Here is a 13,454-nt window from a genome sequence, read left to right on the forward strand (position 1 = left end):
CCCAATGATCTCTGACAAACAAATCGCAAGTGCCCTGAACGACATGGTCTTGCAAATGGGAGCCGAACTGGATCGCTCCCTGCTGACCGTCAAGGCGTCGTGTCCGGATTCGGAATTCGTCGCCTATCGCGAATTCGTGTCGCAGGTGTTGGCCACGATGCTGATCGACTTCATGAACCCGCTCTATGCGCGGCACCCCGACCTGAAGCCGCCGGGTCTGGCTTAATATCCTCCCGCGCAACGCCGCGAACAGGCGTTGCGCCCAGCGCTTCCCTCTACTCCATTGTGCGCCCGCACATCTCGCCGTCACGCCGTCGCGTGCATGGCGCCGAACAGACGCAACGCCAGACTCAACGTCATCCCGCCCGACTATCGCCCGCGCCTGACGACCAACCCGACCGACGTGCCCACATACTTCTCGTACGCCAGCTTCAGATGCGGGATGTTCTTGTAAGGCGGCGCGTCGACGTGAAAATCGAGCGGGTGCGCATCCGGCGCGACGACGAACGGCCGGACCTCGTGCCCGCGGCTTCTCAGCCGCTCGACCAGTTCCAGCATGTCGCGGCGGCGATACAGCACGGTTTGCCCGCTGTCGAGCGTGTCGTCGTCGGAGGTCAGGTTGAATTCGGTCGTATGGACCGCGACACCGCCGACCCGCAGGCACTTTTCGACCGCATTGACGACGAACTGCTTGCCGGCCTCGAGATCGCCGAGATGCTCGAAGCAGCACGACGACCAATTGAAGTCGAAATCGCGCAGATGATCCGGGATGTGGTTCATGTCGCACGCTTCGTACGACACGCGCTCGTCGAACAGGCGTCCGTCGACGATGTCCTCGTAGCGAATCTGCGACGACGCCGCGCTGTGCTGGCCGGTGGCTTTCCAGCCGTTCGCTTCGCCGATTTCCTCCGGTGCGTCGGTCGCGACGATCCGCGCGCCCAGCTTCGCGAACAGCGCCGGTAATCGCTCGCTGCCCACACCGAATACCAGCCCGCGCGCGCCCGGTTTCACCTCGCCCGACTGCAGCAGATGGTGGATCACGAAAACCCATTCCCACAATTTGCGGTGAAACACGAAGTGGTGATTCAGCATCCCGCAGATTTCGAGGAAGCGCGGATGGTAGAAATCCGCGACGCTGCAGGTTGAATACCGCGCGAACTCCCCAGGTTGCGAGGTGGCGGTAAACGGCGGAGACGGCACGAACGGCCGTTCGACGACGCGCGGCGGCTGCCTGACCATGTCGGTCAATTCCCTGCACGTGGATTCCAGCTGCGCAATTCGCGCGTTGAGCGCTTCGATATCGCCGAGGTGACGATCGCTTCTGGTTTGCGCGGACACGGCGAACTGCGACAGCGAATTCTGAATATCCAGCACCGCGTGATACATGCGGGTCATTTGACGAAACGGGGTCATGCGCGTGATGTTCATCTATCAAATTTCTCCGAAGATGGCTTACCGCGTACTTGCTGTCAGATACCGTCGAATGTGGGCTCGCACCCCGGGGACCGGCCGGAACGGGTACGACATCATGCAATAAATCGTAACCTGCCGCCATCATGCGGGCTTGCACCGGCGCCGCGGCTGGCCCATGCATGCCCCTTCGTTGTGCGCCCGCACATCGTGCCGTCACGCAATCGGCGCATAATGCCGGACAGACGCAGCAGCCAATGGCCACCCGACAGGAGACCGCCATGGAAGCGAAGAACGAGGAAGTCGTCGCACACCTGCTCTCCGACGTCGCCGAGTTCGCGCGCGGGCGGCTGCCCGAAGCGACGTTCCGGATCGTCGAACCGTTCTTGCGTCACTACTACGATTTCGTAGACGCCGACGATCTGCAGAATCGCAGCATCGCCGATCTGTATGGCGCCGCAATGGCGCACTGGCAAACCGCCCGGAAATATGTGCCCGGCAGCGAGCGGCTGCGCGTGTACAACCCGATCCTCGAACAGCACGGCTGGCACTCGGACCACACGGTGATCGAGATCGTCAACGACGACATGCCGTTTCTCGTCGACTCGGTGACGATGGCGGTCAACCGCCTGGGGCTCGCACTGCACTCCGCGCTGCATCCGGTGTTCCGCATCTGGCGCGGCAGCAACGGCAGCATCGAGCGCGTCGACGCCGGCGGCGCAACATCCGACGACAACCGGTCGCAACTCGCATCGTTCATCCATTTCGAAGTCGACCGCTGCGGCGACGCCGCCCTGCTCGACACGCTGCGCGACGACATCGCCCGCGTGCTCGGCGACGTGCGCGCGTCGGTCGAGGACTGGCCGAAGATCGTCGACATCGCGCGCGCGACGATCAAGGACATGAAATCCCGCGAATCGACCGCGGAAGACATCGAAGCGCGCGCGTTCCTCGAATGGATGGTGGCCGACCACTTCACCTTCCTCGGCCAGCGCGATTACGCGCTGGTGTCCGACGGGCCGGGCTTCGGCCTGCGCGGGATGGAAAGGTCAGGCCTCGGGCTGCTGCGCGACGCGCTGCGCCCGTCCGGCGCGCCGGACGTGACGCCGCTGCCGCAGGCCGCCGCCGAGATCATCACCGGCCCCTGGCCGATCTTCGTGACCAAGGCGAATTCGCGCTCGACCGTGCACCGGCCCGGCTATCTCGACTACGTCGGCGTGAAGCTCGTCGGCCCCGACGGGAAGGTGGCGGGCGAGCGACGCTTCATCGGGCTCTATACGTCGACCGCCTATTTCGGCTCGTACACCGAGATCCCGATCGTGCGCCGCAAATGCGCGAACATCGTGCAGCGCGCGGGCTTCTTGCCGAAAGGACATCTCGGCAAGTCGCTGGTGACAGTGCTCGAAACCTATCCGCGCGACGAACTGTTCCAGGCCGACGAAGACCAGCTATACGACATCGCGCTCGGCATCCTGCGGCTGCAGGAACATCAGCGCACGCGCCTGTTCGTGCGGCGCGACCGCTTCGACCGCTTCGTGTCGTGCCTCGCGTTCGTGCCGCGCGACAAGTACAACACCGACCTGCGCCGGCGCATCGCGAAGCTGCTCGTCGACGCGTACAACGGCGTGAACGTCGAGTTCACGCCGCTGCTGTCGGAATCGGCGATCGCGCGCATTCACTTCGTCGTCCATGCCGAGCCGGGGACGATGCCCGACGTCGACACGCGCGAACTTGAAACGCGACTCGTGCAGGTCGCACGCCGCTGGCAGGACGATCTGGCCGACGCGCTGCTCGACGCATTCGGCGAGGAACAAGGCAACCGCCTGCTGCAGCGCTATGCGGAATCGTTCCCGGCCGGCTATCGCGACGACTATCCGGCGCGCACTGCCGTGCGCGACATCGAGCTGATCGAACGCGTGAAGGAATCAGGCCAGCTCGCGATGAACCTGTACCGCCCGATCGAAGCGGAGCCGCGCGCGTTCCGCTTCAAGGTGTATCGCGCGGGCGACCCGATCGCGCTGTCGCGCAGCCTGCCGATGCTCGAACATCTCGGCGTGCGCGTCGACGAGGAGCGGCCGTACCGGATCCAGACGCAGGATGCCGCGCACGCGTGGGTGCACGACTTCGGGCTCGAACTTGCCGACGATACCGAGTTCGACATCGAGCGCGTGAAGGACCTGTTCGAAGACGCGTTCGATCGCATCTGGAGCGGCCGGATCGAGAACGACGATTTCAACCGCCTCGTGCTGCGCGCCCACCTGAGCGCGCGCGAGGTCACGATTCTGCGTGCGTATGCGAAATACCTGCGGCAAGTCGGCTCGACGTTCAGCGACGCGTACATCGAGCGCGCGCTGACCGGCAATCCGGCGATCGCGCGACAGCTCGTCGAACTCTTCCTGCTGCGCTTCGACCCGGCCACCGGCGACACGGGCGGCACGCGCGACGTGCAGGCCGAACGCTTGCTGAAGGCGATCGAGACGGCCCTCGACCAGGTGCCGAACCTCGACGAGGACCGGATCCTGCGCCAGTTCCTCGGCGTGATCAACGCAACCGAGCGCACCAACTATTTCCTGCGCGACGCGGACGGTGAACCGAAGCCGTACCTGTCGTTCAAGTTCGACCCGGCGAGGGTGCCGGGCCTGCCCGAACCGAAGCCGATGTTCGAGATCTGGGTGTACTCGCCGCGCGTCGAGGGCGTGCACCTGCGCGGCGGGCGCGTAGCACGCGGCGGCCTGCGCTGGTCCGATCGTCGCGAGGATTTCCGCACCGAAGTGCTCGGGCTGATGAAGGCGCAGATGGTGAAGAACGTCGTGATCGTGCCGGTCGGCTCGAAAGGCGGCTTCGTCGTGAAAAACCCGCCGCCGCCGAGCGATCGCGAAGCGTGGATGCGCGAAGGCATCGCGTGCTACCAGACCTTCCTGCGCGGGCTGCTCGACCTGACCGACAACCTCGCCGGCAACGCGATCGTGCCGCCGCCCGGCGTGGTGCGGCACGATCCCGACGATCCGTATCTCGTCGTCGCCGCCGACAAGGGCACGGCCACCTTCTCCGACTACGCGAATGCGATCTCGCACGAATACGGCTTCTGGCTCGACGACGCGTTCGCGTCCGGCGGCTCGGTCGGCTACGACCACAAGAAAATGGCGATCACCGCGCGCGGCGCATGGGAATCGGTGAAGCGGCACTTCCGCGAGATGGGCATCGATACGCAGGCTACCGACTTCACCGTGGTCGGCGTCGGCGACATGTCGGGCGACGTGTTCGGCAACGGGATGCTGCTGTCTCCGCATATCCGGCTCGTCGCGGCCTTCGATCACCGGCACGTGTTCCTCGACCCGAACCCCGATCCGGCGACGAGCTTCGCGGAGCGCCAGCGGATATTCGCGCTCGAACGCTCGAGCTGGGCCGATTACGATACGGCCGCGATCTCGTCGGGCGGCGGCGTCTATCCGCGCACCGCGAAGACGATCCCGCTGTCGCCGGCCGTGCAGGCCGCGCTCGGCATCGACGCGCACGCGCTGCCGCCGACCGAGCTGATCCGCGCGATCCTGCAGGCGCCGGTCGACCTGCTGTACAACGGCGGCATCGGCACCTATGTGAAGGCCACGCACGAAACCCACCAGCAGGTCGGCGATCGTGCGAACGACGCTGTACGCGTGAACGGCGCGGACCTGCGCTGCAAGGTCGTCGGCGAAGGCGGCAACCTGGGCTGCACGCAGTTCGGCCGCATCGAGTTCGCGCAGCGCGGCGGGCGCATCAACACCGACGCGATCGACAACTCGGCCGGCGTCGACTGTTCCGATCACGAAGTCAACATCAAGATCCTGCTCGGGCTCGTCGTCACCGACGGCGAGATGACCGAGAAGCAGCGCAACGCCCTGCTCGCGGAAATGACCGACGAAGTCGGCCTGCTCGTGCTGCGCGACAACTACTACCAGACGCAGGCGCTGTCGATCGCCGGCCGCTACAGCGTCGAGTTGCTCGATGCCGAAGCGCGCCTGATGCGCTGGCTCGAACGCGCGGGCCGCCTGAACCGCGTGATCGAATTCCTGCCGACCGACGACGAGATCGCCGAACGGCAGGCCGCGAAACAGGGCCTCACGTCGCCGGAGCGCGCGGTGCTGCTCGCGTACAGCAAGATGTGGCTCTACGACGCGCTGCTCGAAACCGACGTGCCCGAGGATCCGCTCGTCGCCGCGATGCTCGTCGACTATTTCCCGAAGCCGCTGCAACAGCGCTTCGGCGAACCGATGCACCGCCATCCGCTGCGCCGCGAGATTCTGGCGACGCACCTGACCAACGCGCTCGTCAACCGCGTCGGCTGCACGTTCGTGCACCGGCTGATGGAGGAAACCGACGCGAAGCCGGGCGACATCGTGCGCGCATGCATCATGGCGCGCGACGTGTTCGATCTCGATGCTGTGTGGCGCGACATCGATGCGCTCGACAACCGGGTCGCCGACGACGTGCAGGCGCGCATGTTCGTCGACGTCGCACGGCTGCTGGAGCGCGCGGCGCTGTGGTTCCTGCGGCATCTGCAGTCGGGCGCGGCGGCCGACGGCGGTGTCACCGGGGTGATCGCGCGCTGCCGCGATGCGGTACAGCGCATCGCGCCGCAACTGCCGTCGCTGCTGCCGGCCGACGTGCTCGACGCGCTGTCCGAGCGGCAGCGCGTGCTGGTCGAAGCCGGCGTCGACGGCGCACTGGCGGTGCGCGTCGCGAGCGGCGACATCTCGGCCGCGCTGCTCGACATCGCCGAAGTGGCCGCAACCTGCAACCGCAGCCTCGAACTCGTCGCGGGCGTCTACTTCTCGCTCGGCACGCTGCTCAACTATGGATGGATCGGCGAGCGAGCGGCGGCACTCCCGACCCCGACGCACTGGGACATGCTGGCGCGCGCGGCGGCGCTCGCGGAAGTCGCGCGGCTCAAGCGCGCGCTGGCGAGCAGCGCACTCTCGGAATCGTCGGATTCGACGGCGCCCGAGACGATCGTCCACACGTGGCGCGAACGCCGCGAGGCCGCGCTGCAGCGCTACGAGCACCTGCTTGCCGACCTGCGCGCATCGGGCGGCGCGAGCCTCGCGGTGCTGCTCGTGGTGGTGCGCGAGATGGCCGTGCTGGAACGCGCGTGACCGGCAGTCGCGGCGCTACGCCGTCGCGACAAGCAGTTCTTCCGCGTTGTTCGGCGGATGCAGGCCATCGGTGCGCTCGGCGAAGTAGCGGCGTGTGAGCGCCGCGGCCGATACGTGTTCGGCGTGCGCGAAGCCGGCTTGCGTCGCGAGCGCGCGGATTTCCGACGGCATGAAGAAACTGATGAACGGCGTGCCGCTTGCGCGCGCGCCCTTCGCAGCCATTTCGAGGCCCGGGCGCACATCCGGATCGGCATGCTCGAGCGGCAGCAGGAACGTCATCGCGAACGTCGAGCCCGGCGCGAGCGACGCGACTTCGCGCATCGCCGCCGCGTTCGCTTCGCGCGTCAGGTACATGCTCACGCCGGTGGACACCACGACCGCCGGCTTGCCCGCATCGAAGCCCGCGCGCACGAGCGCGTCGCGCCAAGATTGCCTCGCTTCGAAATCGACCGGCACGAACCGCAGCCAGTCCGGCACGCCGAAACCGGTCTCGGTCAGGCGGCGGCGCTTCCATGCCTGCGGCGCCGGCGGATCGACTTCGAATACGGTGACGCGCGATGCCATCTCGGGCCGGCGCTGCACGAAACTGTCGAGACCCGCGCCGAGGATCACATACTGACTCACGCCCCGCGCGGCCTGCTCGACGACGAGATCCTCGATGAAGCGCGCCCGCGCGACGATCGACGCGCGAAACGGCCGCGTGAACTGCGGGTCCATGTCGCCGCGCTGCTGCCAGCCCGGCCCCGGCGCGAGCAGGCGCAGGCCGACTTCGTCGGCGAGCACGTGCGGCGGCGCATCGAGTTCGACGTGCAGCGCACGCCACAGCGCGACCCGCGCGGCGGTGCTGTCGGGGGCATCCGGCGCGTCGTGATGCTTATCGGTCATCGCCGTGACCTCACGCGTGCGGCTTGCCCGGCGCCTGCAGGCGCCAGACGCGGCCGTCCGGATCGCGCACGGTCATGTCGCGCGTGCCCCAGTGCGTGTCCTCGAACGGCGTGACCACGTCGACGATCGGCTGCGGGCGAACCGCCTCTTCGGCGGACACCTTCAGCACGACCTGCATGTCGGGAGCCTCGCTCGGCGGCACTTCGGCGATGAACAGATACGGGCCGTCGCCGCTTCTCAGCTGGCCCGAATGGTGATCGGTTTCGAATTCCAGCGTGAAGCCCAGCGCCTGGAAGAACTTTGCCGACTTGCCCCAGTTGTGCGTCGTCAGGAACACGGCTTCGATTCGCTCGGATGACATGTCACTCCTCCTCGGTGGACGGCCCGGCCCCCGGCTGTGCGGCAGCCAGATACGCGCGCAATGCGTCGGCCACCAGCGCGGACAGCGACTGCTCCGTTTCAATGGCGCGATGCTTGACCTGCCGGATCAGGCTCAGCGGCAGGTACACGTTGAATTGCTTCACTTCTTCGTCGGTCATTGGACTAGTATGCTAGCAATCTAGCAAATGTCAAACCCGGAATCGGGCACCCGCCACCGCAACGGCACGACGGACGACGCGCAGCCCGGCGCCGGCGCCACACCGCCGGGCGCTCACATGCTGGTTGCGCGTGCCGCCAGCCGTGCGAACAGCGCGTCGAGATCGAAGCCGGCGGTATCGATGCCGATCGTGTCGCGCAGGCACGCGCCCCACCCGGCCGCATCGTCGAACGTCGTCGTGCGTCCCGCGCCCGCCGCATCGCGCACCGTCAGCGTGGTGTTGAACAGCGCCGCGCGGCCGTCCGGCAGCACGCGACACGCGATCAGGTCGTTTACGAAGATCGATTCGGGATACGTCGACGTGAACCAGTTCGCGGCTTCGTAATCGATCCACTCGGCCGGTTTCAGCGAAAAGCGGTAGGTGGTCTGCCAGCCGTCGGGGATCTCGAACTGCATGTCGAACTCACCGTCGATCGGCGCGTCGACGACGCGGAACGCACCGTGCGGCGTCGACTGCCGCTCGCCCGGCACGAAGCGCAGCGGCGCGGTCAGCGTCGCGCTGCCGAAGCCGATGTCCGCGAGCCAGGTCGCGCCGTCGAGATCGATGCGCAGCAGCATGTGCGTCTGCGCGGTGACGGCCTCCGGCGGCCGCATCCAGCGCACGCGCGCGATCAGCGGCGTCACGCGAAAGCCAAGCGTCGTGAGCGCGGTATGGAACAGCTTGTTGAGTTCGAAGCAATAGCCGCCGCGGCGGTGCCGGACCACCTTGTCGACGATCGCGGGCAGGTCCAGCGCGACGCGCGTACCGGTCAGCGGATTGAGGTTTTCGAACGGAATCGCCTGCGGGTGCAGCAGATGCAATCGGCGCAGCACGTCGAGCGACGGCTCGGCCGGGCCGTCGTAGCCGATGCGGGCGAAGTAGCGCGGGAGGTCGAACGAGTCAGTCATGAACCGGCACCGATAACAGGGGACACGCCACGATAGCATCGAGCGAAACCCCCATGTTACGCGGGGCCATCCTGGCGAGCCGCGCGCGACGCCGGCACCGCGTCGCGCACGGTATGCGGTGCCGTTACGGCAGCAGCTTCAGCGCGGACGATGCGACCGGCGGCACCGCAATGCCCTGGCTCGTCGCGAACTGCACGGCCTGGCTGAGCGTCGAGGTGAGCGACTGCAGTTGGCCCGGCGCGCTTTGCGCGATATACGACGCGGCCTGCATGTTCTGCGGGTTCAGGCCCGACTGCAGCAGCGACGCGGCGCTCGTCGAACCGAGATTGCCGAGCCCGGACTGCAGTTGCGAATACTGCGTGAGGCCCTGGCCGAGCGACGCGAGGCCGCTGCTGAAAGCCTGCTTGTCGACCGGGCCTTGCGTCGCGCCACCGCTCGCGAAGGCCTGCCCGAGCGCCTGCGAGACCGACTGCTGCGCGCCGCCCATCCGCGACAGCGCGGCCGGCGTCAATGCGTTGCCGTCGCCCAGCAGGCCGGCAGCCTGCTGCGCCTGCCCGGCCGCGCCGGTCAGCCCCATCGCCGATGCGAGCGACGACTGGCCGGCCAGCACCTGCCGGTTCGCGCCGACGTACGCCTGCATCAATTGCGCGACGCCGCCCTGCGCGGGCGCGGCCTGTTGCTGCCCGCCACCGAGCAGCGACGATCCGATCGACTGCAGGTCGAGTTGCGCATGCGCGGTGCCGTTCACGCCAAGCAGGATGCCGAATGCGATGCCCGCCGCTGCCAGGCGCTTGCCCGTCGCGCGAATGTGCTCCATGTGTTTCCCTCGTGCCGGAATGATTGAGGCCGACATTTTCGAAGCGCGTCGCGCACCGCCGCAACGACTGAAACACATCGAAACGAAATCGCCTGTCGATGCCGCTTGCAATTCCGCCGTCTCATTACCTCGCGTCGCGCATTCATCCGGACCGGCTGCGCGATATCAAGCACACATCGAAATTCGTTCCTTTTCCGCATCAATATCGTTTATTTCGGGTTCCGGCAATTGACGACGGGATGCGTGTTTCTTACGATTCGCTCCGCTTCCGCTTTCAATTTCCCGCGCGCTGCCGCGCGACGCGCTCATCGCCTTACCCGCAAGGAATTTCATGTCGCCTGTTTCGCTGCCCGGTCCCGCGCCCGTCGTCGTGGCCGACCGCTCGTCACGCCGCGCGTCGCACCGCATTTCCCGTCGCACGCCCCGCCGCCTGTCCGTCGTCGCGCTCGCGTGCGCCGCCCAGCTGATCGCCGGCGCGGCCTTCGCGCAAGAGGCGCCGAAGACGGCGTCCGCACCACAACCCGAAGCGGACGCGCCCGCCTCCGACAGCCTGTGGACGCGCGACACGCTGCTCGGCGACATGGGCGGCATTCGCCCGTGGCTCGGCAAGTACGGCGTCACGTTCGCGCTGACCGAAACGAGCGAGTTGCTGGGCAACCTGCGCGGCGGCCTCGAGCGCGGCGTCGCGTACCACGGCGTGACGACGATGACGCTCGGCGTCGATACCGACAAGGCATTCGGCTGGAAAGGCGGCAATTTCAGCGTCAGCGCACTGCAGATCCACGGCCGCCAATTCAGCCCGAACTATCTCGGCACGCTGAACACGGCGAGCGGCATCGAAGCCGACGACGCCACGCGACTGTGGGAACTCTGGTATCAGCAGGCGCTGCTCGACGACCGCGTCGACGTGCGGGTCGGCCAGCAGGCCGTCGACCAGGAATTCCTGACCAGCGAGTACTCGTCGCTCTTCCTCAACACGATGTTCGGCTGGCCCGCGCTGCCGTCGTACGACCTGCCGAGCGGCGGCCCCGCGTATCCGCTGTCCGCGCTCGGCGTGCGGGTGCGCGCGAAGCTCACGCCGTCGCTGACGGCGCTCGCCGGCGTGTTCGACGGCGACCCGGTCGGCAACAACCCGAACAATCGCAGCGGCACGAACTTCAACCTGCACGACGGCGCGTTCTTCATCGGCGAGCTGCAATACGCGATCAACCAGGCAGGCGCCGCTGGCGGCACGAAAACGCCGGCCGGGCTGCCCGGCACCTACAAGCTCGGCGTCTGGTATCACAGCGGCAGCTTCGCGGACCAGCGCGACGACACGACGGGCCGCTCGCTCGCGAGCGCCGATTCGAGCGCGATCGGCCGGCCGCATCGCGGCGACTACAGCGTATATGCGGTGGCCGATCAGATGGTGTGGCGCGCCGGCCCCGACAGCCCGCGCAGCCTCGGCGTGTTCGCGCGCGTGATGGGCGCGCCGGGCGACCGCAATCTCGTCAGCGCGGCGGCCAACGTCGGCGTCGTGCTGAAGGCGCCGTTCGCCGGCCGCGACAACGACTCGGCGGGCCTCGCGCTCACCTACATCAAGGTCGGCCGTCACGCGCGCGCGCTCGACCGGGATGCGCTCGCATTCGACGGCGCGCCGTATGGCGTGCGCGGCAGCGAGACCGCACTGGAAGCCACCTACAACTATCAGGTCGCGCCGTGGTGGCAGATCCAGGCCGACGCGCAGTACACGTTCAATGCGGGCGCCGGCCAGAATCCGTCGGATCCGCGTGCGTCGCTGCGCAATACGTTCGTGCTCGGCCTGCGGACCAACATTGCGTTCTAATGTGCACGGCGGCGAGCGTGCATCGGCATGCGCGCCCGCCGCTCTTTGTCGACCACCCCGGCGCGGCGCGCGTCAGGCAGCCATCCAGTCAGGCACGCGCTGGCCGACCCAGTCGGCCGCCCGTTCGTAGCCACGCGCGAGTTGCAGCACCGCGAGATCCGCGCGCGGCCGGCCGATCAGCTGCATCCCCATCGGCAGCCCCGCGTCGTTGAAACCGACCGGCACGCTGATCACCGGGCAGCCGGCCAGCGTCCACGGCACGACCGTTTCCATCCAGCGATGGTACGTATCCATGGCACGGCCCGCGATCTCCGTCGGCCAGCGCTGCTCGACGTCGAACGGGAACACCTGCGCCGTCGGCGCGGCGATGAAGTCGTAGCGATCGAAGAAACTCAACACGGCCTGGTGCCACGCGGTGCGCTCGATGCTCGCATCGAACACCGCCGCACCCTGCATCGCGAGCAACCCTTCGACCTCGTAGATCGCCTCAGGCTTCAACAGCGCGCGCCGCGCCGGGTCGCGATAGTGCGCGAGCAGTCCGCCGCCCGACAGCAGGTGACGATGCGCGAGCCACAGGCGCCAGATCCGGTCGGGCGCAAACGCCGGCAGCGCGGCATCGACGTCGCAGCCGATCTCGCGCAGCGTCGCCAAGCCCTTTTCGCACTGTGCGAGCACACCGGGTTCGGTTGCCAGATAGCCGTTCCAGTCTCCGACCCATGCGATGCGTTCGCCGCGCAGATCCTTGTCGAGCGGCTTCGCGAACACGGCCGGATCCTCCGCGAGCGACAGCGGATCGTTCGGATCGTAGCCGGCCTGGATCGACAGCAGTTGCGCGACGTCGCCGACCGTGCGGCCCATCGGCCCTTCGATGCCGAGCTGCTGCATGTACACGTCGACGCCCGGCCAGCGCGGCACGCGACCCTGCGACGGGCGGAAACCGTAGATGTTGCAGAACGCGGCCGGATTGCGCAGCGAGCCGCCAAAGTCACTGCCATCCGCGACCGGCAACATCCGCGCTGCCAACGCCGCCGCCGTGCCGCCGCTGCTGCCGCCGGCACTCTTCGTCAGGTCGTACGGATTGCGCGTCGCGCCGTGGATTTCGTTGAACGTATGCGAGCCGAGACCGAACTCCGGCGTATTGGTCTTGCCGATGAAGATGGCGCCGGCCGCACGCATCCGTCCGACGCCGACCGAATCCGCCTGCGGCACGTTATCGCGAAAGATCGGCGAGCCGTAGGTCGTGCGCAGCCCCTTCGTCATCGCGAGATCCTTCGGCGCCTGCGGCATCCCGTGCAGCCAGCCCTGATACTCGCCGCGTGCGAGCGCGGCATCCTTTTCGGCGGCTTCGGCGAGCAATGTGTCGCGATCGCGCAGCGAAACCAGCGCATTCACCGCGCCGTTCACGCGCTCGACGTGATCGAGATACGCGCGCATCGTCTCGACGCAGGACACCGTCTTGCTGCGGATCGCCGATGCGAGCTCGCCGGCCGACAGGCGCACGATCGGGTCGACGGTGATGGATGCGGGGGCGAGAAGCTGCGGGGCGCCGTGCGGCATGCGGGGTCTCCTGAAACCGGAATGGTAGGCGGGCCGCGTGACGGCAGCAGTCCGCCCCGGCGGCCGGAACGGGCCGCGCCGCGGCCGATGATGCTCTACTCTACGCGACGCCGGACGGGCGACCTTCGATATTTTCCGTCGCGATTCATTGAGGATCCGACTAAATCGATGTGGCGCTCCGCTGGATCGGATTACCCCATCGCGCGGCCGTTCGCGCCGGGCCTGCCGATAAAAATGTTTATGCGCATAAACTTAAATTTCTTATATTTCTAATAGGCGCCGCCCGACGCAGCGGGACGTTAACGACATTTTTACGCGGCCGCCCGATCTCTTTAGATTGCG

Annotated in this window: 11 protein-coding genes; 3 read left to right on the forward strand and 8 right to left on the reverse strand. The window is 67.2% G+C overall.

What is annotated here, in order from left to right; translation table 11 throughout:
- The first annotated feature begins 4 nt into the window (after positions 1 to 4).
- On the forward strand, positions 5 to 226 hold the full coding sequence (locus tag DIE13_RS17520; protein WP_096501091.1) for a hypothetical protein: 222 nt from the start codon (positions 5 to 7) through the stop codon (positions 224 to 226).
- A 143-nt stretch (positions 227 to 369) separates the two neighbouring features.
- On the opposite strand, the gene DIE13_RS33425 is transcribed toward DIE13_RS17520, so the two are convergent.
- Positions 370 to 1,395 carry an SAM-dependent methyltransferase gene (locus DIE13_RS33425; RefSeq protein ID WP_244108801.1) on the reverse strand — a complete coding sequence of 342 codons (1,026 nt, stop codon included), beginning with the start codon at positions 1,393 to 1,395 and terminating at the stop codon, positions 370 to 372.
- A gap of 296 nt (positions 1,396 to 1,691) precedes the next feature.
- Here DIE13_RS33425 and DIE13_RS17530 point away from each other — a divergent pair, with 296 nt between their 5' ends.
- Entirely contained in the window at positions 1,692 to 6,542 is a 4,851-nt protein-coding gene (locus DIE13_RS17530; RefSeq protein ID WP_124828344.1) for an NAD-glutamate dehydrogenase, read from the forward strand.
- Positions 6,543 to 6,557: 15 nt separating this feature from the next.
- Here the strand turns inward: DIE13_RS17530 and DIE13_RS17535 are convergent, their stop codons facing one another.
- The 6 genes from DIE13_RS17535 to DIE13_RS32950 all read right to left on the reverse strand — a co-directional run bounded on the left by DIE13_RS17535 (position 6,558) and on the right by DIE13_RS32950 (position 10,063).
- Positions 6,558 to 7,427 carry a class I SAM-dependent methyltransferase gene (locus DIE13_RS17535; protein WP_124828345.1) on the reverse strand — a complete coding sequence of 290 codons (870 nt, stop codon included), beginning with the start codon at positions 7,425 to 7,427 and terminating at the stop codon, positions 6,558 to 6,560.
- A gap of 10 nt (positions 7,428 to 7,437) precedes the next feature.
- The gene (locus DIE13_RS17540; RefSeq protein ID WP_124828346.1) at positions 7,438 to 7,788 is read right to left on the reverse strand and encodes a VOC family protein; all 351 of its coding nucleotides are present in this window, start codon (positions 7,786 to 7,788) and stop codon (positions 7,438 to 7,440) included.
- A gap of 1 nt (position 7,789) precedes the next feature.
- Positions 7,790 to 7,966 (reverse strand): ribbon-helix-helix protein, CopG family, encoded by a 177-nt coding sequence (locus DIE13_RS17545; RefSeq protein ID WP_124828347.1) that lies wholly within the window; start codon positions 7,964 to 7,966, stop codon positions 7,790 to 7,792.
- A 113-nt stretch (positions 7,967 to 8,079) separates the two neighbouring features.
- On the reverse strand, positions 8,080 to 8,913 hold the full coding sequence (locus tag DIE13_RS17550) for an arylamine N-acetyltransferase (protein ID WP_124828348.1): 834 nt from the start codon (positions 8,911 to 8,913) through the stop codon (positions 8,080 to 8,082).
- Between the two features lie 124 nt (positions 8,914 to 9,037).
- Entirely contained in the window at positions 9,038 to 9,730 is a 693-nt protein-coding gene (locus DIE13_RS17555) for a hypothetical protein (protein WP_124828349.1), read from the reverse strand.
- A gap of 165 nt (positions 9,731 to 9,895) precedes the next feature.
- Positions 9,896 to 10,063: a hypothetical protein gene (locus tag DIE13_RS32950; protein ID WP_175750402.1), complete on the reverse strand. Its 168-nt coding sequence runs from the start codon at positions 10,061 to 10,063 to the stop codon at positions 9,896 to 9,898.
- Here DIE13_RS32950 and DIE13_RS17560 point away from each other — a divergent pair.
- Positions 10,062 to 11,555, forward strand: coding sequence for a carbohydrate porin (locus DIE13_RS17560; protein WP_124828350.1), 1,494 nt, complete (start codon positions 10,062 to 10,064; stop codon positions 11,553 to 11,555). The two genes, DIE13_RS32950 and DIE13_RS17560, sit on opposite strands and share 2 nt — an antisense overlap.
- 72 nt (positions 11,556 to 11,627) lie before the next feature.
- Here the strand turns inward: DIE13_RS17560 and DIE13_RS17565 are convergent, their stop codons facing one another.
- Positions 11,628 to 13,112 carry an amidase gene (locus tag DIE13_RS17565; RefSeq protein WP_124828351.1) on the reverse strand — a complete coding sequence of 495 codons (1,485 nt, stop codon included), beginning with the start codon at positions 13,110 to 13,112 and terminating at the stop codon, positions 11,628 to 11,630.
- Positions 13,113 to 13,454 lie beyond the last annotated feature (342 nt).

The sequence above is a fragment of the Burkholderia sp. Bp9016 genome, from assembly GCF_003857765.1.
GTDB lineage: Bacteria > Pseudomonadota > Gammaproteobacteria > Burkholderiales > Burkholderiaceae > Burkholderia.

Bases quoted from the DNA above. Each gene is read 5' to 3' on its own strand.
- DIE13_RS17520 (WP_096501091.1), top strand. From the start codon at position 5: ATGATCTCTGACAAACAAATCGCAAGTGCCCTGAACGACATGGTCTTG.
- DIE13_RS33425 (WP_244108801.1), bottom strand. From the start codon at position 1,395: ATGACCCGCATGTATCACGCGGTGCTGGATATTCAGAATTCGCTGTCG.
- DIE13_RS17530 (WP_124828344.1), top strand. From the start codon at position 1,692: ATGGAAGCGAAGAACGAGGAAGTCGTCGCACACCTGCTCTCCGACGTC.
- DIE13_RS17535 (WP_124828345.1), bottom strand. From the start codon at position 7,427: ATGACCGATAAGCATCACGACGCGCCGGATGCCCCCGACAGCACCGCC.
- DIE13_RS17540 (WP_124828346.1), bottom strand. From the start codon at position 7,788: ATGTCATCCGAGCGAATCGAAGCCGTGTTCCTGACGACGCACAACTGG.
- DIE13_RS17545 (WP_124828347.1), bottom strand. From the start codon at position 7,966: ATGACCGACGAAGAAGTGAAGCAATTCAACGTGTACCTGCCGCTGAGC.
- DIE13_RS17550 (WP_124828348.1), bottom strand. From the start codon at position 8,913: ATGACTGACTCGTTCGACCTCCCGCGCTACTTCGCCCGCATCGGCTAC.
- DIE13_RS17555 (WP_124828349.1), bottom strand. From the start codon at position 9,730: ATGGAGCACATTCGCGCGACGGGCAAGCGCCTGGCAGCGGCGGGCATC.
- DIE13_RS17560 (WP_124828350.1), top strand. From the start codon at position 10,062: ATGTCGCCTGTTTCGCTGCCCGGTCCCGCGCCCGTCGTCGTGGCCGAC.
- DIE13_RS32950 (WP_175750402.1), bottom strand. From the start codon at position 10,063: ATGAAATTCCTTGCGGGTAAGGCGATGAGCGCGTCGCGCGGCAGCGCG.
- DIE13_RS17565 (WP_124828351.1), bottom strand. From the start codon at position 13,112: ATGCCGCACGGCGCCCCGCAGCTTCTCGCCCCCGCATCCATCACCGTC.